17 protein-coding genes and 1 pseudogene are annotated in these 20,578 nt (G+C 65.0%); 2 read left to right on the top strand and 16 right to left on the bottom strand.

All coding sequences use genetic code 11. The features are described from left to right. Nucleotides 1–3: 3 nt before the first annotated feature. The 3 genes and pseudogenes from LB513_RS11385 to LB513_RS11375 form a co-directional block, all read right to left on the bottom strand. Complete coding sequence (locus LB513_RS11385; protein ID WP_224663683.1) at nucleotides 4–582, bottom strand: DUF308 domain-containing protein; 579 nt, start codon at nucleotides 580–582, stop codon at nucleotides 4–6. A 96-nt stretch (nucleotides 583–678) separates the two neighbouring features. Then, nucleotides 679–1,301 (bottom strand): annotated as a pseudogene (locus LB513_RS11380) (hypothetical protein). A gap of 87 nt (nucleotides 1,302–1,388) precedes the next feature. Next, nucleotides 1,389–1,976, bottom strand: a complete 588-nt coding sequence (locus LB513_RS11375; RefSeq protein WP_224663591.1) for a TetR/AcrR family transcriptional regulator — start codon at nucleotides 1,974–1,976, stop codon at nucleotides 1,389–1,391. A 122-nt stretch (nucleotides 1,977–2,098) separates the two neighbouring features. Here LB513_RS11375 and LB513_RS11370 point away from each other — a divergent pair, with 122 nt between their 5' ends. After that, the gene (locus LB513_RS11370; RefSeq protein WP_224663590.1) at nucleotides 2,099–2,302 is read left to right on the top strand and encodes a hypothetical protein; all 204 of its coding nucleotides are present in this window, start codon (nucleotides 2,099–2,101) and stop codon (nucleotides 2,300–2,302) included. Nucleotides 2,303–2,307: 5 nt separating this feature from the next. After that, a complete protein-coding gene (locus LB513_RS11365; RefSeq protein WP_224663589.1) occupies nucleotides 2,308–2,883 on the top strand; it encodes a Fic/DOC family protein in 576 nt (191 codons plus the stop codon). A gap of 115 nt (nucleotides 2,884–2,998) precedes the next feature. Here LB513_RS11365 and LB513_RS11360 read toward each other — a convergent pair whose 3' ends face one another. The 13 genes from LB513_RS11360 to LB513_RS11300 form a co-directional block, all read right to left on the bottom strand. Continuing rightward, nucleotides 2,999–4,171, bottom strand: coding sequence for an acetyl-CoA C-acyltransferase (locus tag LB513_RS11360; RefSeq protein ID WP_224663682.1), 1,173 nt, complete (start codon nucleotides 4,169–4,171; stop codon nucleotides 2,999–3,001). Continuing rightward, complete coding sequence (locus LB513_RS11355) at nucleotides 4,171–5,061, bottom strand: SDR family NAD(P)-dependent oxidoreductase (protein ID WP_224663588.1); 891 nt, start codon at nucleotides 5,059–5,061, stop codon at nucleotides 4,171–4,173. Before LB513_RS11355 ends, LB513_RS11360 begins: the two co-directional genes overlap by 1 nt. Nucleotides 5,062–5,166: 105 nt before the next feature. Beyond that, on the bottom strand, nucleotides 5,167–6,741 hold the full coding sequence (locus tag LB513_RS11350; protein WP_224663587.1) for an AMP-binding protein: 1,575 nt from the start codon (nucleotides 6,739–6,741) through the stop codon (nucleotides 5,167–5,169). A 105-nt stretch (nucleotides 6,742–6,846) separates the two neighbouring features. Further along, nucleotides 6,847–8,343 carry a sugar ABC transporter ATP-binding protein gene (locus tag LB513_RS11345; RefSeq protein WP_224663586.1) on the bottom strand — a complete coding sequence of 499 codons (1,497 nt, stop codon included), beginning with the start codon at nucleotides 8,341–8,343 and terminating at the stop codon, nucleotides 6,847–6,849. Beyond that, the gene (locus tag LB513_RS11340; protein ID WP_224663585.1) at nucleotides 8,340–9,383 is read right to left on the bottom strand and encodes a hypothetical protein; all 1,044 of its coding nucleotides are present in this window, start codon (nucleotides 9,381–9,383) and stop codon (nucleotides 8,340–8,342) included. Before LB513_RS11340 ends, LB513_RS11345 begins: the two co-directional genes overlap by 4 nt. Next, complete coding sequence (locus LB513_RS11335) at nucleotides 9,383–11,518, bottom strand: ABC transporter permease (protein ID WP_224663584.1); 2,136 nt, start codon at nucleotides 11,516–11,518, stop codon at nucleotides 9,383–9,385. Before LB513_RS11335 ends, LB513_RS11340 begins: the two co-directional genes overlap by 1 nt. A gap of 73 nt (nucleotides 11,519–11,591) precedes the next feature. Beyond that, complete coding sequence (locus tag LB513_RS11330) at nucleotides 11,592–12,581, bottom strand: sugar ABC transporter substrate-binding protein (protein ID WP_224663583.1); 990 nt, start codon at nucleotides 12,579–12,581, stop codon at nucleotides 11,592–11,594. A gap of 26 nt (nucleotides 12,582–12,607) precedes the next feature. Beyond that, complete coding sequence (locus LB513_RS11325; protein ID WP_224663582.1) at nucleotides 12,608–13,615, bottom strand: ABC transporter permease; 1,008 nt, start codon at nucleotides 13,613–13,615, stop codon at nucleotides 12,608–12,610. Between the two features lie 367 nt (nucleotides 13,616–13,982). After that, nucleotides 13,983–14,669 (bottom strand): TetR/AcrR family transcriptional regulator, encoded by a 687-nt coding sequence (locus LB513_RS11320; protein WP_411962699.1) that lies wholly within the window; start codon nucleotides 14,667–14,669, stop codon nucleotides 13,983–13,985. A 311-nt stretch (nucleotides 14,670–14,980) separates the two neighbouring features. Next, complete coding sequence (locus LB513_RS11315; protein WP_224663580.1) at nucleotides 14,981–15,868, bottom strand: hydroxymethylglutaryl-CoA lyase; 888 nt, start codon at nucleotides 15,866–15,868, stop codon at nucleotides 14,981–14,983. Continuing rightward, nucleotides 15,852–17,351 (bottom strand): sugar ABC transporter ATP-binding protein, encoded by a 1,500-nt coding sequence (locus tag LB513_RS11310; protein WP_224663579.1) that lies wholly within the window; start codon nucleotides 17,349–17,351, stop codon nucleotides 15,852–15,854. The genes LB513_RS11315 and LB513_RS11310 overlap by 17 nt, the downstream gene beginning before the upstream one ends. After that, a complete protein-coding gene (locus LB513_RS11305) occupies nucleotides 17,344–18,450 on the bottom strand; it encodes an SMP-30/gluconolactonase/LRE family protein (RefSeq protein ID WP_224663578.1) in 1,107 nt (368 codons plus the stop codon). The genes LB513_RS11310 and LB513_RS11305 overlap by 8 nt, the downstream gene beginning before the upstream one ends. Beyond that, a complete protein-coding gene (locus tag LB513_RS11300; protein ID WP_224663577.1) occupies nucleotides 18,450–20,564 on the bottom strand; it encodes an ABC transporter permease in 2,115 nt (704 codons plus the stop codon). The genes LB513_RS11305 and LB513_RS11300 overlap by 1 nt, the downstream gene beginning before the upstream one ends. Nucleotides 20,565–20,578 lie beyond the last annotated feature (14 nt).

Genomic DNA, 20,578 nt, shown 5'->3' with positions numbered 1-20,578 from the left:
CTCTCAGCGGAGCGCCTGGGCCGGCTTGCGCCGCGCCTCGCTCACCGTCAGCCATATGGCGGAGACGATAAAGTAGAAGGAGCCGAAGGCCGCATAGGGCGCGACATCGGTGATGTCGATCGTCTCCGCTCCGCCCGCCATCTTGACGAAGAAGATGCCCGCCAGCGCCGACTGGGCGCCGCTCAGCACCATTGCCCATTGGGCGCCGGACTTCCAGCGGCGCATGGCTGTGGCGAGTTGGAAGATGCCGGACAGGACCGCCCAGATCCCGAAGACGGCGAGCACCGCATTCATGCTTCTGCCGAGCGCCAGGGCAACCGCCACGGTGGTGATGACGCTGATGATGAAGTTGAGCAGCTGCGGCTTGTTGCGGCTCAGGCCGCCGGTGCGCTGGGCGTCGATGAAATTAGCCACCGCGTCCCAGGCCGGATAGGCGACCAGCATGAGTGCCGCCACCAAAGGCATCGTCTTGGCAACCGCAAAGGCCAGAACCACCCACGCCGCCGAAACGGCAAAGCGTGTAAAATAATAGCTCTTCAGCCAGGCGCGGGAGGATCGCGCCGGATCGGATTCATTGGTCATGGCAAGCATCTGATTTTCCTTCATATAAGTTGGTTGACAAAGCCTCGCGTCGGCATCCACTGGGCCGCCGGCGCGATAGCCAATTGATGAGTGCTTTCACATCGGGGGAACGACGCCATCCTTGCCGACCATGACTTGGCGCCCGAGCACGCCGCCGGCCGCTTTTTCAGCAAGGATGAACACCACCGCGCCGGGCACGAGGTCGTCCTTCGTGGCTGCGGCCAGGGTGACGACCGGCGTGCCGTCGGGGATGGCGATCTTCTTCTGCTGGCCATGGTAGGACACGGTCAGGGTCCGTCCCTGGATGTCCTCGACCGCATTGGCCACGGTTGCGTTGGTCATGGTGCTCTGGGGCTTAAGGTCCCAGCCATAGCTGCCCTCCCCTGCACCCCGCAGCGCCGGCGGGAAGATGAGGACTTCGAGCGCGCCGTCGCCGCCCTCGGCCTTGGCATCGAGGCGATCCCGACAAAATCGCCTGGCTTGATGTCGGAGACCTGTGCCCGTGCCACGGCCGCGACCTTCCAGCCATCGGCCAGGGCGACGTCAAGCGTCTCGCCCTCCCGGGTCTTCACTTTCAGCACCGAAGCACCGAGGGTTTCGACCATTCCCCTGACGTGGAGTTGCTGGACCTTCTGCTCGTCGGCGCGCGCGGGCCCGCTCCATAGTGGAAATAGAGTGAAGCTGATGGCGACGAGCGCCGGCAGAATTCTAGGTGTCATAGCGGTTTCCTTACCTACTAGTTGGTAGTTTGTTGAAGTATCAATATGAGAGCGGCGGCGGGGCTCGCCGCCGCGCACAAGCACGTGTCAGTGGATCGTGGTCGACAGGCGCCGCAGGGTTGGCGTCAGGATTGCCTCGAACAGGGCGGGATTGCCGCAGGCACGCGCCGACAGCATCGCGCCATGGACGGTAGCGATAAAGATTTCGGCTTCCACTTCCGCCGATCCGGCGAATTGGAGGCCCCCCTGCTCCGCGCCGCGCCGCATAACCTCGGTCAGCCAGGACGACAGGAACCGGAAGTAAGCCCGCACCTCGACGGCAACCTCCGGCGGCAGCGCCGGTAGTTCGCTGGCCAGCAGCGCGCAGACGCAAAACGGGACGGTCGCGTCCTCGATGCACTTCGCCCAATGGCCGGCATAGGCCTGCAGGACGGCGAGCGGATCGGGAACCTTGCGTTCCAATTCCGCCATGCCGGCTTCCGCCTGCTCGCGATGACGCGCCACCAGTGTGCGGACGAGGTCGACCTTGCTGGGGAAGTGATGATGGATGCTCGCCTTGCGGATCCCCACCACGCCAGCGATGTCGGCGTAGCTGAAACCATTATAGCCGCCGGAAACGATGAAGCTCCGCGCCGAGGCCAGGATTTGATCGGAAGTCATGACAAGATTGCTCATGCAGCATACCTACCTACTAGTAGGTTTGGTGTCAATCGCAGATTTCTAGGCTATCACCTGTTTGCCCTTCGAAGACCGGATCGCTCTTGGCCGATGCGCCAATCATATGGTAGAATCCACCTATGAAATCACCAAACTCCAGGACCGGTCGATCCGCGAAAACCGGCCATTTTTTGCTCGGCAGCAGCCGTGGGGCGAAAATCAGTGAGGTCGAAGACCTGAAGGTCTCGGCACGTATGGGCAGGATCTTGACCGAGAGCGCCAGCCGAGGTCTGCTCGGCGATGAGCGCCGCACGCTAATCAAGGAACAGATCCGCAAGAAATAGGCGCCGTGACCTACGCCGCCGACACCGACCCATTGTGCTACCCCGGCACGACCGTGCTGCGGAATCTACTTGGTATCGAAAGCCAGGATGAGCTCGATGAGTTCGAATTGGCCTTATTCCTGACCCGTGCCGATGAGCCGCTGCCGGCTGGCAACCTGGACTATGCTCACTATCTCGAGTTGCACCGCCATCTGTTCCAGGACGTCTACGACTGGGCCGGTGAACTGCGCACCATCCGCATCGGCAAGGGCGGCAATTGGTTTGCTTATCCGGAGTATATAGACGTCGAGATGCAGCGTGTGTTTCGCAAACTCGGCGACCCGGATGCCCTGGCCAATCTCGACGCCGACGCGTTTGCAGCGCTGATGGCCCATATCCTCGCCGAACTCAACGCAGTGCATCCTTTTCGCGAAGGCAACGGTCGCACGCAACTGACGTTACTCGCCATGCTTGCCGAACATGCCGGATTCACTTTCGATGCCAACGTCCTTGAGCGTGATCGCGTGATGCAAGCGATGATTGACAGCTTCGCCGGCGACGAAACTCCCCTCGCCTCGTTGATCCGCGATATTATCGCCTAGCCTCGATCACATGTCATTGGAGCGACGCCCAAATCTGCTGAGCGCGTCTTTCGTCGCCATGGCAGCGTCTCGTGGGCACGGCCGTCGTTCGAATCCGAAACGCCCAACAGGACGCCTACAGCACCTCGAACAGCCCGGCTGCTCCCATACCGCCGCCGACGCACATGGTGACGACGACGTATCGCACGCCGCGCCGCTTGCCTTCGAGCAGGGCGTGGCCGACCATCCTGGCGCCTGACATGCCATAGGGATGGCCGATCGAGATTGCGCCGCCATTCACGTTGAGCCGTTCATCGGGGATGCCCAGCCGGTCGCGGCAATAGAGGACCTGGACTGCGAAGGCTTCGTTGAGCTCCCAAAGACCGATATCGTCCATCGACAGGTCGAAGCGCTCGAGCAGGCGCGGCACCGCGAAGACCGGCCCGATGCCCATTTCGTCCGGCTTAGTGCCGGCGACCGCCATGCCGACATAGCGGCCGAGCGGCGTAAGGCCGCGTCGCTCCGCCAGCCGCGCTTCCATGACGACGCAGGCCGACGCCCCGTCCGACAGCTGGCTGGCATTGCCGGCCGTAACCGTCCCGCCCGGGATCACCGGCTTCAGCGCGGTGAGGCCCGCGAGCGACGTGTCGGGCCGCGCGCCCTCGTCGCGACCGAGGACGATCTCGCCGAAGATGACGTCTCCTGTCGCCTTGTCGACCCGCTTCATCGTCGCCGTTGTCGGTACGATCTCGGCGTCGAACCGACCGGCAGCCTGGGCTGCCGCGGTGCGTTGCTGCGAGGACAGCGCATAGAGGTCGCAGGCTTCGCGCGCGATGCCATAGCGTCGCGTCACGACTTCCGCCGTTTCGAGCATCGGCATGTAGGCATCTGGATGCATCGCGGCCAGCGCCGGGTCCGGCGTGGTCCGCAGTTCGTGCGTCTGCACCAGCGAGATCGATTCCACGCCGCCGGCGACGATGACGTCCATTCGGTCGACGATGATCTGCTTGGCTGCGGTGGCGATGGTCATCAGCCCGGACGAGCATTGCCGGTCGATCGTCATTCCCGGCACCGTCACCGGGAAGCCCGCGCGCAGGGCCGCCATGCGGCCGATCGTCTGCTGCACACCCTGCGGCAGGGAACAGCCGAGCAGGCAATCCTGGATCTCCTCCGCTGCGACGCCGGCACGCTCGACCGCCGCGTTTAGGGCGTGCGCCGCGAGCGTCGGCGCCGGCGTGTCGTTGAACGCGCCGCGATAGGCGCGTCCGATCGGCGTCCGCGCCGTCGAGACGATGACCGCGTCGCGCATCATGACCGCACCGCCTTGGCCGGAGCGACCTCGGCGCTGGCAAGCTCACGCTCGGCCTGCATGAAGCCGTATTCGGGCACGATCTCGCCGGCGCGCTCCGAGATCGCATCCCAGTCGCGGACCACCGGTTCGCCGGCATCCACGCCCGCGCCAATATGGATCCCTTGCGTCAGGGTGATGTTGGCCCGCGCGAAATGACCGGCGCCTGCGCACAGGATCGCCCGGTTTGGAGCGTCCTCACCGACAAGCGCCAGCAATCCCGGGCTGACCAGCGCCGGATCGAGCAGGTCCAGATGCTGTTTAGACAGCACTCCATCTGTCATCTGCGTCGCGGCGGTCGGCGCCAGGCAATTGACCCGGATACCATATTTCTCCCCCTCGATCCCCAGCGTCTGCATCAGCCCGACCAGCGCCATCTTGGCCGCGCCATAATTTGCCTGGCCGAAATTGCCATAGAGCCCGGACGAGGAGGTCGTCATCACGATCCGTCCATGGCGCTGCTCGCGCATGATCTCCCACACCGCCTTCGAGCAGATCACCGCGCCCATCAGGTGGACGTCGAGCACCAGGCGGAAATCGTCGAGGCTCATCTTCGCGAAGCTCTTGTCGCGCAATATGCCGGCATTGTTGATCAGGATGTCGACGCGGCCGAACTGCTGCACAGTCTGCTCGACCATCCCGGCGACGGCGGCCTCGTCGGTCACCGATGCCGCGATGGCGATGGCCTCGTGCCCGGCAGCAATGATTTCCGTCACCACGCGATCGGCCGCCTCACGTGACAGATCATTGACCACCACCGTCGCGCCCTGCCGCGCCAGGTACATGGCGTGAGCGCGGCCAAGCCCGCCGCCCGCACCGGTCACGATCGCGATCCGTCCCTTGACTGACATCCGGCTGAACCTCCGATTTTGACGGCATCGACCTAGCAAAACTAATATTCACTCACAAGATAGCGAAGATTATGCCAGCCCTTTCGACGGGATGGATAGCATATTTCAGCCGCCGCCATATTCGGCCCGCAGCCTCAGCTTGTCGATCTTGCCGGTGGCCGCCAGCGGCATGCGCGGCAGGCGATGGATCGCGTCGGGAATCCACCAGGACGCGACCCTCCCCCGCAGGGAGGCCAAGAGGGCTTCATCGCTGATCGTCCGGGCTTCGCGCATCTCGACCAACAGGACCGGCCGCTCCCCCCATTTGGCGTCCGGCCGTCCGATCACCGCAGCCAGCGATATCTCCGGCAAGGCACCGATCACCGCCTCGATCTCAGCCGGATTGATCCATTCGCCGCCGGATTTGATCAGGTCCTTGACCCGGCCGGTGATGGCGAGGTTCCCCTGCCCGTCGATCCGCGCCAGGTCGCCGGTCGCGAACCAGCCTTCCGCGTCGGTGGCCTTCTCATCCTGGCCGAAATAGCGTTCGACCACGGCGGCCCCGCGCACGCGCAACTGTCCCTCGACGCCACGCTGAACCGGCAGCGCACGTCCCTCGGCATCGGTGAGCAGCAGGTCGACGCCGATGGCGGGACGCCCGGACAGCGGCGCCCGCGACGGCTCGTAGGGCGGCGCGACCGTGCCGGATGGCGAGAGCTCGGTCATTCCCCAGCTCGTCTGCACTTTGACGCCGAGCCGGCTCTCGATCCGCTCCATCAGCGCCGGCGCGATAGGCGCTCCGCCGACCGTGATGCGCTTGAGCGTCGGCAATTTGCCGCCGGTCGCCTCGACATGTTCTACAAGACCGAGCCAGACGGTCGGCACCCCCACCGCCATGGTCACCTCCTCCTCGACGATCAACCTTGCCAGGCTGGCGCCGTCAACCGCGCGGCCCGGCAGCACCAGCTTGGCGCCGACCGCCGGCACGGCGAAGGGAAGCCCCCAGGCATTGGCATGAAACATCGGCACGACCGCGAGCACGCTGTCGGCGCCCGTAATCGCCATCACATCCGCCTGCAACACGCGCAATGTGTGCAGAAAGCTCGAGCGGTGCGTGTAGGTGACGCCCTTGGGGGCGCCGGTCGTGCCCGAGGTGAAGCAAAGCCCGCAGGGCGCCGTCTCGTCGAAATCGCCCCAGGCCACCTCGCCTTGCGATTGCGCGATCAGGCGGTCGAGCGATTCATGCGGAGGATCGGCAACGAAATCACGCGACCCGTCGATCACCCAGACATGGTCTATCGCGGTGCCGTGGGCGATAATCTCCGTGGCGAGCGGCAGGAGGTCGGCGCTGACGATGAGGATGCGGGCCTCGGACAGGCTTGCCATCGCGGCGAGCTGCGCGCCGGTCAGGCGGGGGTTGAGCGTGTGGCAGACCGCGCCCATGCCCATGATCGCAAACCAGGCCTCGACATGGGCGTGGCTGTTCCAGGCAAGCGTCGCGATCCTGTCGCCGGCGCAGATGCCGAAACCCTGCAGCACAGCCGAAATCTTCATGCTGCGCTGCATCAGCGCGGCATAGCCGATCCTGTCGCAGGTGCCGTCCGCGCGTGCGGTCACCACCTGCGCGTCGGGATGCCACCTTGCCGCATGCTGCAGAAATTTCTCCAGCGTCAGCGCATAGGGCTGCATGGTGCCGTCCATCAGCGGCGCCTCGATTCGCCGATATTCACTATCAAGCCAGTTAGCAATTCAATCGACCTTGTATGTCCATGTTCCCCCTGCCGCCGCTTCATCGAACCGATGCTCTCAGTGGATGGCGGCGTTGAGGATACTGGCGGCGCTTGCTTCGGCGCGTGAGAACTCCGCGGCGATCGTGCCGCTTTTGGCGACGAGGATCCGGTCGCACGTGTCCAGGATTTCAGGCAGGTAGGACGAGATCAGGATGACGCCGGCGCCGCTGTCGGCGAAGCCGCGGATGATCTGGCGTATCTCGGCGATCGCCCCGACATCGACGCCGCGCGTCGGCTCGTCGAAGATCACCAGCCTTGGATTCTGGATGAGCGATTTGGCGATGACCACCTTCTGCTGATTGCCGCCCGAAAGATACAGGACCGGCCGCTCGACGCCGATGCTGCGGATCGACAGTCTGTCCACCCATTCGCGGGCCAGGGTTCGCATTCTCGCCCGCGGCGTGATGAGCCGGCGTCCGCCGAACTTGGCCAGCCAGCCCAGACCGATATTTTCCGCGATGCTCAGCGTGTCGAAGAAGCCGTCCAGCTTCCGGTCCTCGCTGATATAGGCGATGCCGTCGGCGACCGCCTGGGCCGGCACGCCGTAACGCACCTCGCGGCCATCGAGCCAGATGCGGCCGCCGCCGAAATTGCGCTTGGTGTGGCCCATGATGACCTTGGCGACCTCGCTTCGGCCCGAACCGATCAGGCCCGCGAGGCCGGTGATTTCACCCGGGAAGATCGAGAACGACATGTTGTTGACCATGCTGCCCATGCGGATGTTCTCGACCCGCAGCACCGGCAGCGCGGACCGTGGCGGCCGCCTCGCCACCGGCATCTTGCCCTGCTCCTTCAATTCGTCGCCGATCATGTGGTGGATCAGCTTGGCGCGATCGAAATCCGCCGCCGGACCGGTCGTCATCATCCGCCCGTTGCGCAGCACGGAGATGCGGTCGGCATAGGTCAGGGCCTCCTCCAGCGCATGCGAAATGAAGATGATCGCCACGCCGCTCTTCTGCAACGACTGCATCAGGTCGAACAGATGGTCGGTTTCCTCCGGAGTGAGGGCCGCGGTGGGCTCGTCGAGGATGATCACCCTTGCCTGGTTGAACACGGCGCGCGCGATCTCGACCATCTGCCGCTTGGCCGCCGAGAGCGTGCCTGCCAGTTGCGAGGGATCGACCTTGAAGTTCAGCCGCTGCAGCACCTGGCGGGCCGCGCTACGCACATGCCGCACGGAATTGAACACGCGCTCGCGGCCAAGGAAGATGTTCTGCGCCACGGTCAGCTGCGGCACCAGGCTGGTCTCCTGGTAGACCATCGAGATCCCGAGCCGGCTGGCATCCTTGGGCGAGGAGAAGGTGACGGTCTGGCCGTCGATCATCAGCACGCCTTCGGAAGGCGTGACTACCCCGGCGATCAGCTTGCAAAGCGTCGACTTGCCGGCGCCGTTCTCGCCGACCAGCGCGTGGATTTCGCCCGGCATCAGGTCGAAATTCGCGCCGGCAAGCGCTGCTGTGTTGCCATAGGTCTTGGTGACGTTCTCAAGGCTGACGACCGGCTGGGCGATCATGGCATCGGGCTCCCGCGGCCAAGGTTCAGGATCTCGCTGCTGGCCCGGCTGATGGCGATCAGCTCGCCGTTCCACGAACAGACGTCGCAGATGGCGTGGCGGCTTCCATTGGCGCGCGAATGCGCCGAGGCGACCGGCATCAGCTTCTCGTCCAGTTCGATGACCAGCCCGTAGGAAAAGGACGGCGCCCAGGGTTTCACGTCGCCGAAGAGCCGGGCGGCGCCGAGTTCGATCGGAAAGTCATGGCTGAACTCCGGCGTCGCGCGCGGCGAGATCCAGTAGCGCGGCTCGAGATCGGCCTTCATGTCGGCCACGAATACCTCCTCGTTCTTCAGGAATTCGATCAGGGGATCGCGCCTCGACAGGCAGGCCATCACATAGCCGGTGTCCGTCCTGCGTATGCGCCCGAGATAGCCGGGATAGCCCGGCTGCAGCGCGCGGCCAGACGCATCGACGAGGTCGGCCCGCTCGAGTTGCGAGACGATGAAGCCGCCGGACAAATCCGGAGCGATGCCCATCGGGCAATGCAGCCCCCGCGCCAGGACACGCGGTTCGCCGGAGCGGTGGATCACCACCACCTTGCCGCCCGCCGTCTCGTCCCAGGGCGCGACGGACAGGACATCCCGGTCATCGCGGTAGCCATTGTCGACGACGGCGATCTCGTCCCTGGATAGGAACAGGCAGTCCGTCACCGACACGAGATCGGACGGGACGGACCAGCCTTCGACGGGGCGGCCGCCGGGATCAAGCACTTTGAGAGCGCCGCCTTCCAGGCCGACCGCGACGAGCCCGTCGGCGCCGCATGACAGCGCCGTCACCGGCCGGTCGAACGCGGCCCAGAGCTCAGCCTGGTTGCCCCATGCGCGCAGGCGATGGATGCGCATGCCGGAACTGAAGAGCAGCTGCCCGTCGGGACAGACGCACATGGCCTCGGGCTGCTCGGCCCGCATGCCGGGCGCCTGGTCCAGCCGATCATTGGGCCCGAGAATGCCCTCCAGGGTCATTCCAGGGGCTTGCCTGGCCTTGGACGCGAACAGCATCAGCCGGTCCTCCCCCAATAGCTCGCCGGCCCGGTCCAACCCGCATCGGCGCCGTCGAGAGCAAGGCGGCCGATCTTATCGTTGGTAACGCCGCCGAGGAACAGCGCGCCCCGATGCTCGCGCATCGAGGTGATCATGTAGAGCGGACCGTTTGGGGCGTCCCAGAGTGCATCGACAACCTTGCCGAGGCCGTCCGTCTTGAGCACGCCGCCAATGTTGAGATTGCCGAAAAGCCAGTTCGTCGGCGGTACGCGCCTTGTCATGCGCCGCCGCAATTCGGGATATTTGAGGACCTTGTCGAAGATCGGGTTGCGCATGCCGGCCAAGGCGACCCAGTAGCCCCCATCCGACGTCCGGTTGATGTTGTCGGGGTAGCCCGGCAGCCCGCTGAGAAACACGCGCGGCCCGTCGGACAGCCTGGCCAGGTCGAAGATCAGGATCGAGCAGGCCCATGTGCTGGCGACCAGCAGATGCTTGCCGTCATGCGTCAGGCAGACGCCGTTCGGGAACAGCAGATTGTCGCACACCGTCCGGGTCTTGCGGCTCTTCGGGTCGAAGCTGAGCAGGCGGCCATTGGGCCGTCCCTCCAGGAGGTCCAATCCCCAATTGTCGATGTCGTAGCGCTTGGTCGCGTCGGTGAAGTAGATGACGCCGTCCGGAGCGATATCGAGATCGTCCGCCATGCGGATCGCCGTGTCGTCCTGCACGCTGAACAGGCTGCGGCTCGTTTCGTCCGTCAATAATTCGACCGCGCCTTCCATGGTGACGCGGATCAGGCCCATGCCGGCCACGCATGTCACGATCCGCCCTTCCCGGTCGAACGCCAGGCCGAGCGGACGTCCGCCGATCTTGGCCAGCACGCTGACGTCGGAATAATCGGGCGCGGCGATCTTCAGGATGCAGCCATTGCGGTTGCCGCAATAGAGATTGCCCTCGGCGTCGAGGATGACGTCCTCGGGTCCGTCGACCCTGCCGGAGGCCAGGATTTGCGCCGCCCTGAGCTTTGGTTCGATCTCGTTGGGCATCAGACCTTTCATGCCCTGCACGGGTCCGGCGTCGAGCGCCACCGGATCGAGATAGGTCGAGGCCAGCAACCGGTGCCGGTTCTTGCGGAACCTGACGTCGATCGTCAGGATGAGGATGATGATGCCGCCCATCCATATCTGGACGAAGTCGCCGCGATAACCGGCATTGATCATGGCGTTGTTGAGGAGGTAGATCGTCGCGAAGCCGATCAGCGCCGTCACGGGCGACCCCTTGCCGGGCACGAAGCCGCCCAGGCCGACGACCAGCGCGGTCAGCGCAAAGAACTCCATGCCGATGCCGGTATCGGCCACGCTGATGCTGTTCTGGCGGGCGGCGAACAGGAAGCCGGCGAGCCCGACGATCAGCCCGGCCAGCAGATAGGCGAGGAAGACGGTCGTCCGGACCGGGATGCCGCCATGGCGCGCCGCCTTGCGGTTGCCGCCGACGGCAAGGATATGCCAGCCGAACCGGAGCTGGCGAAACAGCACGAACACCAGCACCGAGACGATGATCAGGCACCAGGCGCCGATCGGCACGCCTAGCAATTTCTCGAAGCCGATCCAGTCCCACAGATCGTCGGTGCGGCTGCTGGTCGAGATCTCGACCAGTTCGGCCTGCGCGGCGATCGCGAACAGCGCCCTGACGGCGATCATGGTGCCGAGCGTCGTCAGCAGCGCGCCGCAGCCGAGCAGGCCGGCAACGATCCCGTTGACCGTGCCGACCACGGCCCCCGACGCAAGGGCGAGCAGCAGCACCGCTGGGACCGGCAGTTGCAGGATGTGGAAGCAGTAGAGCGCGACGAAAGCCGACATGGCGAAGTTCGATCCGACCGAAAGGTCGATGCCGCCGGCCGCCACGACGATCAGCAGGGCCAGCACCACGAGGCCGCCATCGGCGGCGTATTGCGCGAGGTTCTGAAGATTGGCCGGGGAGAAATAGTCGTCGGTCGTCAGCGCGATCCCGACCAGCACGCACAGCAGGGCGAGGAACGGAATGGTGCTCTCGATCCAGCCCTTGGCCAGAATGTCCGCCAGAACGCGACGCGGCGACACGACCCAAAGGGGTACATGTTGCTTCGGCAGGCTGGCGAAGTCGATTTGGGCGGGCATGGCGCTTTCCAGGCGATGGACGGCGGGGCTCCGGGAGCCCCGCACGCGTGTTATTCTGACGATCGGCCGCCGCTTACATTTTCCAGCACAGGCTGGCGTCGTATGTCGGCCCAGCCTTGATGATCTTCATGGGCGAATCCACGCTGAGCATGGAGCCGTCCTTCGCGGAAGCTCCCTGCAGCAGCAGGTCGATCATCGTGGCCGCATCGCGGCCCTGGCCGTCGGCGTCGTAGCTCCACACGCGGTCGAGGATCTTGTCCTCAACCGCCTTGCAGGTGACGTTGTCGCCGCCGCCCGTGGCGTAGACCAGCACCTTGTCCTCGAGCCCGGCGTCCTTGACGGCGTGGCCGGCGCCCATCGTATGGACGTCCCAATGGCCGAAGATGGCGCAAAGGTCGGGGTTCTGCTGCAGCACGGTCGCGGTGATCTGGCGCGCCTTCTCGGGCTCCCAGTCGGACGCCTGGTTGGAGACGACCTGGATTTCCGGATGGTCCTTGAACACCTTGAAGGCGGCATCGTTCAGCATGACGCTGTCGGCCGCCGTCAGCTGTCCGGGGATGATCGCCACCTTGCCCGATTTGCCGGAGCCGGCGCCGCATTCCTTGACGATGTCCTCGGCGACGTCATGGCCGATGCGCGTCCAGTTGGCGCCGACGAAGGCGGAGGAAGGCTGGTTGGACTGCAGGTTGAGCTGCAGCACCTTGATGCCGGCGGCCTCGGCCTGCTTGATCTGCCGCGCCAGCAGCTGGACGGTCGGATTGTGGACGACGAGAACGTCGGGCTTCTCGCTGATCGCCTTGGCCAGCAGTTCGGCCATCGCGCTGCTACTGAAGGCCGGGTCGCGGATTTCCAGCGTGTAGCCATGAAGCGCCGCATCCTCCTTCATGCGGCGCGCCCAGCCTTCGGTGAGCGAGATGCCCATGGCGATCGGGATGAAGATCACCTTCTTGCCGGCGATATCGGTTCCGGCCGACGTCGTTCCGGCCGAGCCGAGCGCCACGGAAGCGCTCAGCACCAGCGCCATTGCCGCGCCGCGGATGCGTTTCACGATTGTGTAGTCCATGTTCTCCTCCTTGGTTGTTTTCAGTCTTAGAGATCGCCGACAGTGTCGGTTTCGGTATCCCTGGGGTTGAGGTAATTATCGATGACGATCGCCAGGATCAGGACCAGCCCCCGCAGCGCGTCCTGCGTCTGGGTGGTGAAGTTCATCAGCGTCATGCCATTGCGCAGGACGGCGATCAGGGCCGCGCCGATAAGAATGTTCCTGATGCCGCCGCGCCCGCCCCTGAGCGGTATGCCGCCCAGCACCACCACCAGGATCACGTCGAACAAAAGGGTTCCGCTGCTGACGGTGCGGAAGTCGACCGCGCCGCTTGCCGCCGAGGTGACGAGACCGGCCAGAAGCGCGGTGATCGAGGCAAAGACATAGACGATGACGGTTGCCCGTCGCACCGGCAGGCCGGTCAGGCGGGCAGCCTGGTAATTGTCGCCCATGGCGTAGATGACGCTGCCCGCCGTCGACACCTTCAGCAGCAGCGCGGTCGCGATCAGGGTGACGATCATCAGCGCCACCGGCACCGTCACGCCGGGAAGGATGTTCCCGGCCAGGAACATCACAGCGGGGTTCGACTTCGGCAGCAGCAGGATGAATTCGCCGCGCAGGATGGCGAAGCGGAACACGCCGGTGACGAACATCGCCGAGGCCAGCGTCGCCAGCATGGCCGAGATCCCCACATAGGCGATCAGGAACGCGTTGACGAAGCCGACAAGAGCCATGGCGACGATCGCGACCAGCAGCGCCACGGATGCGGGGCTGCCGCCTGAGACCATGACGCTGAAGATGGTCGCGCCCGCCACCATCTGGGCGATGAGGGAAAGATCGAGGCCTCGCGAAATGATCACCACGGCCATGCCGCAGCTGAGCATCACCAGCGAGGCGGAATTCGACAGCACGACCCGGAGGTTTCCCGTCGTCGCAAACCCATCGATGAAGACGGCAAACAGGACGACCAGCCCGAAAGTCACGGCCAGCACGACACGTTCGAGAATGCCGCCCTCGCGGCTGCCGACCATTTTCGAGAGAGCCGTTGCCGTCACGGCAGGCACCGCCCAAGCGCGGGACGCGTGACGGCCCGCAGGAGGAGCAATGCAGGGCTCATCGCGCGATACGCGCGGATGACGCTCGCAATCCTTGGCTTGCGTGACATGTCCTCTCCTCCCAGGCGAAGTGATAGCAAGAACTACATTCACTAACAAGATAGCGAATATCATTGTTCACAGCGCTGGACATGCCACTGCGTTCGCAGCACTCAGCAATTGCGGAGGATGAAAGGCTCGGGCTGCAACAGGATCGCCAGGAGCGCAGGCGCCTCAGCTGCAGTGGGACACGGATGACGGTAGCGTTAGCCCGCCAACGCCAGTGTCAGCCGGCCAAGTGGCGACGAATGCGAGCTTTGCCTTGGCTTCAGGTCGCCGGCTTGACGCAGATGGAGCGGATGCCCGCGGCCATGAAGGTCGCCATCCTTTGCTTGACGGCGACGAAGTCATCCGACTGGCATAAACCGCCCGACAGCTTGTCGATACGGCCGGTTCTCGCAAGGGTGAGCATCAACGCGCCGGTGACGAAATGATAACCCCAGAAAATGTCCTCCTCGGCGGAGCCGGGAAGCGCCTTCTTGAGCAGTTCGATCAGCCGCAGCACCACCGGATCGAAATGCTTGTCCATCAGTTCGGCGCCCCATTGCGGCGTGTTCGCAACCTGGGCGCCAAGCGCCGCATAGTTCTTCCAGCCCTCGTCGCCTTCGATGTAGAGGTCGAGATCGGTGTCGAGGAAGGCATGCAACGCGCCTTCCACCGTGGGCTTGCCTTTCGTCGCTTCATCGTAATCGGCCAGCGCCTTCATGCGCCGGTCGCTGGTGACCGCCGCCCTGCGCGCAAAGACGGCATCGAACAGCATCTTCTTGTCGGTGAAATAGTAGTTGATCAGCGTGTGATGCACGCCGATGGCCTTGGCGACATCCTTGAGGGCGACCCCGTGAAGCCCATGCTTCGAGAACAGATATTCGGCGGTGTCGAGAATCTGCTCGATCGTCTCGGCCCGTTGCTCGGCCTTGGTGCCACGCTTGCGCCTCGCGCCGCTTTCCTGAGACAATCCCATTATCCTTCCACTTCACTGCCGAGTGGATCGCGCCGTCCCAGCGGACCAACCAATGCACCCCTTAACAAGCGACGCCACTTGCGTCCATTTCCCTTGCCTGCCGCGGCGGGCCTGGCAATTCGACGCATTCAAAGGATCGACCAACGCGCCATCCAAGTCAATCTTCACTGGCCTGATAGTGAATGTAGGATGGGCGACCGGGCGGCGGGGACGTGTTGCGCCTTCGGTGATCGGCAGCGGGGGCCTGCGATTGCCGGTACGCGATCTGGCTTGGACGCGACTCCCGCAAACGCACCCGGAGATCTTTATTGCTCGCTGAAAATGACCGCTGCAAGCCTGTCTTCCAGGGAAGCCAGCAGAGCTTGATCGATGCCGGTTTCGATGCCCCTCGCCGCGAAATGCCCAACCAGCGCGCCGCTGCGCAGATTGCCGGCCGCGCCCGGCGCGTAGGGACAACCGCCAAGCCCGCCGACGGAGGAATCGAAGACCCTCAGCCCGAGATCCCAGGCGGCGTCGACATTGGCCAGCGCCATTCCACCCGTATCGTGGAAGTGGCCGGCAAGTTGCTCGGCCTCCGCCTCTTCGAGGGCGGCCAGCACCATGGCGTGCACACGATCGGGCGTTGCCTTGCCGATCGTGTCGGCGACCGCGATCTCCGCGCAGCCGAGGTCGCGCAGCCTCGCCACGACCTTTGCCGCGGCGCCGGGCTGGATCGGGCCTTCATAGGGGCAATCGACCGCGCAGGATACATAGCCGCGCACCGGCAGGCCGTGCTCGGCGGCCAGTGCGATCACCGGCACGAAGCGGGCCAGACCATCCTCGATGCTGCAATTGGTATTGCGCATCGAAAACGTCTCCGAGGCGCTGGTGAACACAGCCAATTCCTGGGCGCCCGCCGCGATCGCCGCCCGCGCGCCCTGCTCATTGGGCACCAGGGCGGAAAGGACGAGCCCGGCGCGCCGGGCCGCGCCGCGCATCACCGCGCCATGGTCGGCCATCTGAGGCACCCATTTCGGGGAAACGAAGGCCGTCGCCTCGATGCGGGCGAAACCGCAATCGGCCAGTATGCCGATAAGCTTCAGCTTCTGGTCCGTCGAGACAAGCCGCTTCTCGTTCTGCAGCCCGTCGCGCGGGCCGACCTCGACGATCGTAGCCTGTCGCTTGGCTCCGCTGCGTTCAGTGGACGGCCGCATACATGATCTTTTCTTCGGACGCCTCGTCGATGGTCATCTCCTCGACGATGCGCCCCTGGCGCGCGACCAGGATGCGGTCCGACAGATTGAGGATTTCGGGCAGATAGGACGAGATGACGACGACGGCGGCGCCCGCATCCGCGAGTTTCTCGATCATCCGGTGGATCTCCGCGATCGCGCCGACATCGACGCCGCGCGTCGGCTCGTCGAAGATGATCAGCGACGGCTCCTGGATCAGCGATTTGGCGATCACCACCTTCTGCTGGTTGCCGCCCGACAGTTCCACGACCCTGGCGTCGCCGCCGATCGAGCGAACCTTCATCGCCTCGATCCATTCGGCCGATTGCCGCCTTGCCTCGCTCATGCCGATCAGCGAAACCGGATTGGATCCCTTCGCCAGCTTGCCCAGGAACACGTTCTGGGCGACACCCATCGTGTCGAACAGGCCGTCGAGCTTGCGGTCCTCGGTAATATAGGCGACGCCACGGCGCACGGCCTGGCGCGGCACGCGAAAGCGCACCGTCTCGCCACGCAGCTTGATGCGACCGCCATGGAAGACATCGCGCTTCAGAACGCCGGCGGCAATCTTCATCATTTCGGTGCGGCCGGCTCCGACCAGCCCGAAGAGACCGGTGATCTGCCCGGCAAACACGGACAGGGTGGCGCTGCGGACGGCCTTGCCCATCGAGACATTCTCGAGCGCCAGCACCTTTTCGCCGGGAGAGCGCGCGACACGCCTGGCGGCATCGTCGCCATAGAGCGTGGCGGTCAGCTGCCGACCGACCATGGCCTGGACGATCTTCTCGCGGGTGAAATCGCTTGCATCGCCGGTGACGATCAGCGCCCCGTCGCGCAGCACGCTGATGCGATCGGCGATCGACAGCGCCTCCTCCAGCGCATGGGAGATGAAGATGACGGAGGCGCCCTCGCCCTTCAGCCGCTCGACCAGGGCGAAGAAGTGCTGCTTCTCTTCCGGCGTCAGCGTGGCGGTCGGTTCGTCGAAGATGAAGATGCGCGCCTTGTGGTGGACGGCGCGGGCGATCTCGACCATCTGCTTCTTGGCCGCGCCCAGCGTCGAGACCAGGGCCGTCGGCTCGACATGGAAGTTCAGGCGCTGGAGATGTTGCTGCGCCCTGATGTTGACGCCGCGCAGCCGGTTGAAAAACCCCTCGTCGCCTAGAAAGATGTTCTGGGCCACGTTCATGGAGGGAACGAGGTTGGTCTCCTGGAAGACCATGGCTATGCCATGCTTCATGGCCTCGGCGGGGGACGAGAAATTCACCGGCTTGCCGTCGAGCAGCATGTCGCCCGAGGTCAGCGGATAGAGGCCGGCCAGCACCTTGGTCAGCGTCGACTTGCCGGCGCCGTTTTCGCCGAGCAAGGCGTGCACTTCGCCGCGCCGCAGCGTGAAATCGACGTCGCGAACCGCCGCATTGCCGCGGAATTCCTTGGTCGCCTTGCGAAACTCGACGATCTCATCCATGCGCGGACCCGCCGTCATTTGTCGCAGCCAGGCGCAGCAGCGTGCCCGATCCGCGCGAGGTGGCATAGACGTCGCCGCCATGTTCCCACACGGAGGTGATGCCGTGCATGGCCCCGTCGGCGCGGCTGTGCCAGCTTTCCCGCGGTACGCCGTTCTCGTCGCAACGAGCGACGAGGCCATAAGAGCGCGACGGCGCCCATGGCTTCAGCACGCCCATCTGTCGCACCGAACCCTGGCTGAGCGGCTGGTCGGGCCTGGCCGATCCAGCAAGCTCCGGTCCGATCCATTCGTCGGGATCGATCGTCGCCATCATCTCGCGGCGATAGTCGTGCTCGCGCAGCACCAGTTCGAACAACTGCCGGCGCGGCGCGAACAGCGCCATCCACAGGCCGCCGCCGGAAGCCGGCGAAAGCCGCGACGGATAGGCCGGCAGATCTTCTAACATGGCCACCGGACGCGACGCGGATTTCGGGTCGAGCGCGACGATGCGGTGGCGCCAGCTTTCGCTGACCGCCAGGCGACCGTCGCCGAGCAGTGCGACACCGTTGGGAAAGGCCAGCCCGCTCGCGATCACCCGACTTGATCCGTCGGTCGCGCCGACCGCGACCAGCACGCCGCTGGCGCCACCCTCCATCAGATCGCGTTTCCAGTCGCGCGCCGGATGGTCGCGGGAGCCGACGCAGACGAAAAGCGTGCCATCAGGCGCGAAAGCACCGGCTGTCAGGCAGGACCGGTTCGCGCCCTGCAGATCGACGCGCTGCCACCCGCCCGGCTGGCCGACGTGTAGTCCGTCGCCCTCGACGCCGACAGCTAGCCGCCCATCCGGGGCCGAGGCGACAAAGGTGATTGGCGCGGAAAAGGCCGCGATTTCGACCGCTGCCACGCTGGCGCCATTCGTATCGATCCGCAACAGCCTGGGCCCGGCACTGCACAGCAAGCCGCCTGAGGTCGCGGCAAGATTGTCGATTGTCGGAAGCGACAGCAGGCGCTCGGCCTCCTCCAGCCGGTTGTTCGGCTTGAAGATGCCGTCCATCGCCGGAACGCTGATGCCGGCGTCGCCGGACGTGAACAGCCCGCGGACAAAGGCGCCAAGGCCCATCAGCGCTTCCCCCAATAATCGCCCTGCGATGTCCATTCCGGGTCGGCGCCTTCGATGCGGACGCGGCCGATGCGGTTGTTGGACACACCGCCGAGATAGAGCCAGCCCTTGTGCTCGCAGGTCGAGGTGATCGAGGGATGGTTCTCGCCGGCTTGATCCCACAGCGCGTCGATGATCTCGCCGCTTGCCGAGACGCGCAGCACGCAGCCGCGATTGATGTTGGGAAACATCCATTCATCGGCGGCGATGCGCCTGGCCATGCGGCGGCGGAAGGCGGGCTTGCGCATCGCCAGGTCGAAGGTCTTGGTGCGCATGCCGAGCAGCGCGATCCAGTAGGTGCCGTCCGAGCCGCGGTTGAGGTTGTCGGGATAGCCGGGAAGATTGTCGAGAAAGATTTCACGCTTGCCCTTGTTGGGCCCGTCGAACCAATAGCGGTTGATGCGGCACGCCCAGGTCTCGGCGAACAGCAGCGACTGGCCGTCGCGGCAGATGGTGACGCCATTGGGGAAGATCAGGCCGCGCAGCATGGTGCGCGTCGAGCCGGTCTTCGGGTCATGGCAGATCAGGCGGCCATTGCCCCTGCCCTCCAGCGCATCGACCGCCCATTCCGACATTTCATAGCGGATCGTCGCCTCGCTGAAGAAGATGCGCCCGTCGGGCGCGACGTCGAGGTCGTCGGGAAGCCGCAAGCGGGAATCGTCGATCACCGAGAGCAGGCTGCGGTTGGTTTCATCGGTGACCTTCGCGACCTTGCCATCGGGCGCGACGCGGTAGACGCCCATGCCGCCGACGCAGGTCAGCAGATCGCCATTCGGCGCGAAGGCGAGACCCAGCGGGTGACCGCCGATGCGGGCGAAAACCTCGCTGCGCGCATAGTCGGGCGCCAGGAAGCGCACGATCGTGCCGTGCCGGGTACCCGTGTAGAGATTGTCGTCCCGGTCGAGCACCACGTCTTCGGGCCCTTCGACCTGACCCAGCCCGATCAGTTGCGTGGCGCCAAGCCTGTCGTTGACGGCCAGCACGTCGTTCTCGTCGCGGGCTTTCTGCTCGGCAAGCTTCAGGTAGGTCGGCGATATATAGACCTTGTTCAGGAGCTTGCCGCGGTTCTTTACCCATTTGGCGTCGAAGAGCACCGCCGCGATCAAGACCAGGCCGAGGATCAGCTGGTTGACCGAGCCGGGCATCGACAGGCGGATGAGGCCGCTGGTCAGGATCAGCACCAGGATCGAGCCGATCACCGCATTGCCGACCGAGCCGCGGCCGCCGCCGAGCGAAACGCCACCCAGCACGACCGCCGTCAGCACCGCGATCTCCATCCCGATGCCAGTGTCGGCGCCGGTGCTGCCGAGCCGGGCGGAGAACAGGAAGGCCGCCGTCGCCGTCAGTATGCCCGAGGCGACATAGGCGAGGCAGACGGTGAGCTTGACGTTGATGCCGGCATTGTAGGCGGAGCGGCGCGCACCGCCGACGGCGCGCAGGCGCCAGCCTGGCCTCAGGCGAGACAGAAGGATATGCGCGCCCACAGCGATCACCACGAAGATGATGAATGAGACGGGCACGCCGTGGAACGATCCGAAGCCGATCAGGTCCCATGTCGGTGACACCGGCATCGAACCGACGATCGCGCTGGCCACGCGCGGGAAGATGATGTCGTAGAGCGCGCGGTAGATGACCAGCGTCACCAGCGTGGTGATGAAGGCGCGCAGCCTGAGATAGCCGATCAGGACCCCGTTCAGGAGGCCGCAGACAATGCCCGTGGCAAGCGTCGCCGCCAGCGCCACGCCGACCGGCAGGCCGAGCACATTCATCGACACCAAGGCGGCCAGCACGCAAAGCGCGAACATCGAACCGACCGAGAGGTCGATCCCGCCCGACAGGATGACGATCGTCAGCGCCAGTGCGACCAGCCCGAACTCGGACAACTGCCGGGCAAGATCCGAGAACGTCCCGACCGACAGGAAGCCCGGAATGATCCAGACCATGATCAGAACCGTGGCCACCAGCGCCAGTGCGGGAATGACGTTGTCAATCCAGCTCTTGGTGAGGAGTTCTCCGAACAGGCGATCCGGCACGAACCGGTATCGCAGTCGCAGAAGCGTGTCGCTGGCGGCCATCGGTTCCGTTGTCC

Source organism: Mesorhizobium sp. ES1-1 (genome assembly GCF_020164785.1).
Taxonomy (GTDB): Bacteria; Pseudomonadota; Alphaproteobacteria; order Rhizobiales; family Rhizobiaceae; genus Mesorhizobium.
The sequence above is the reverse complement of the archived record's forward strand: the minus strand, read 5'-3'. Positions and strand labels throughout refer to the sequence as shown.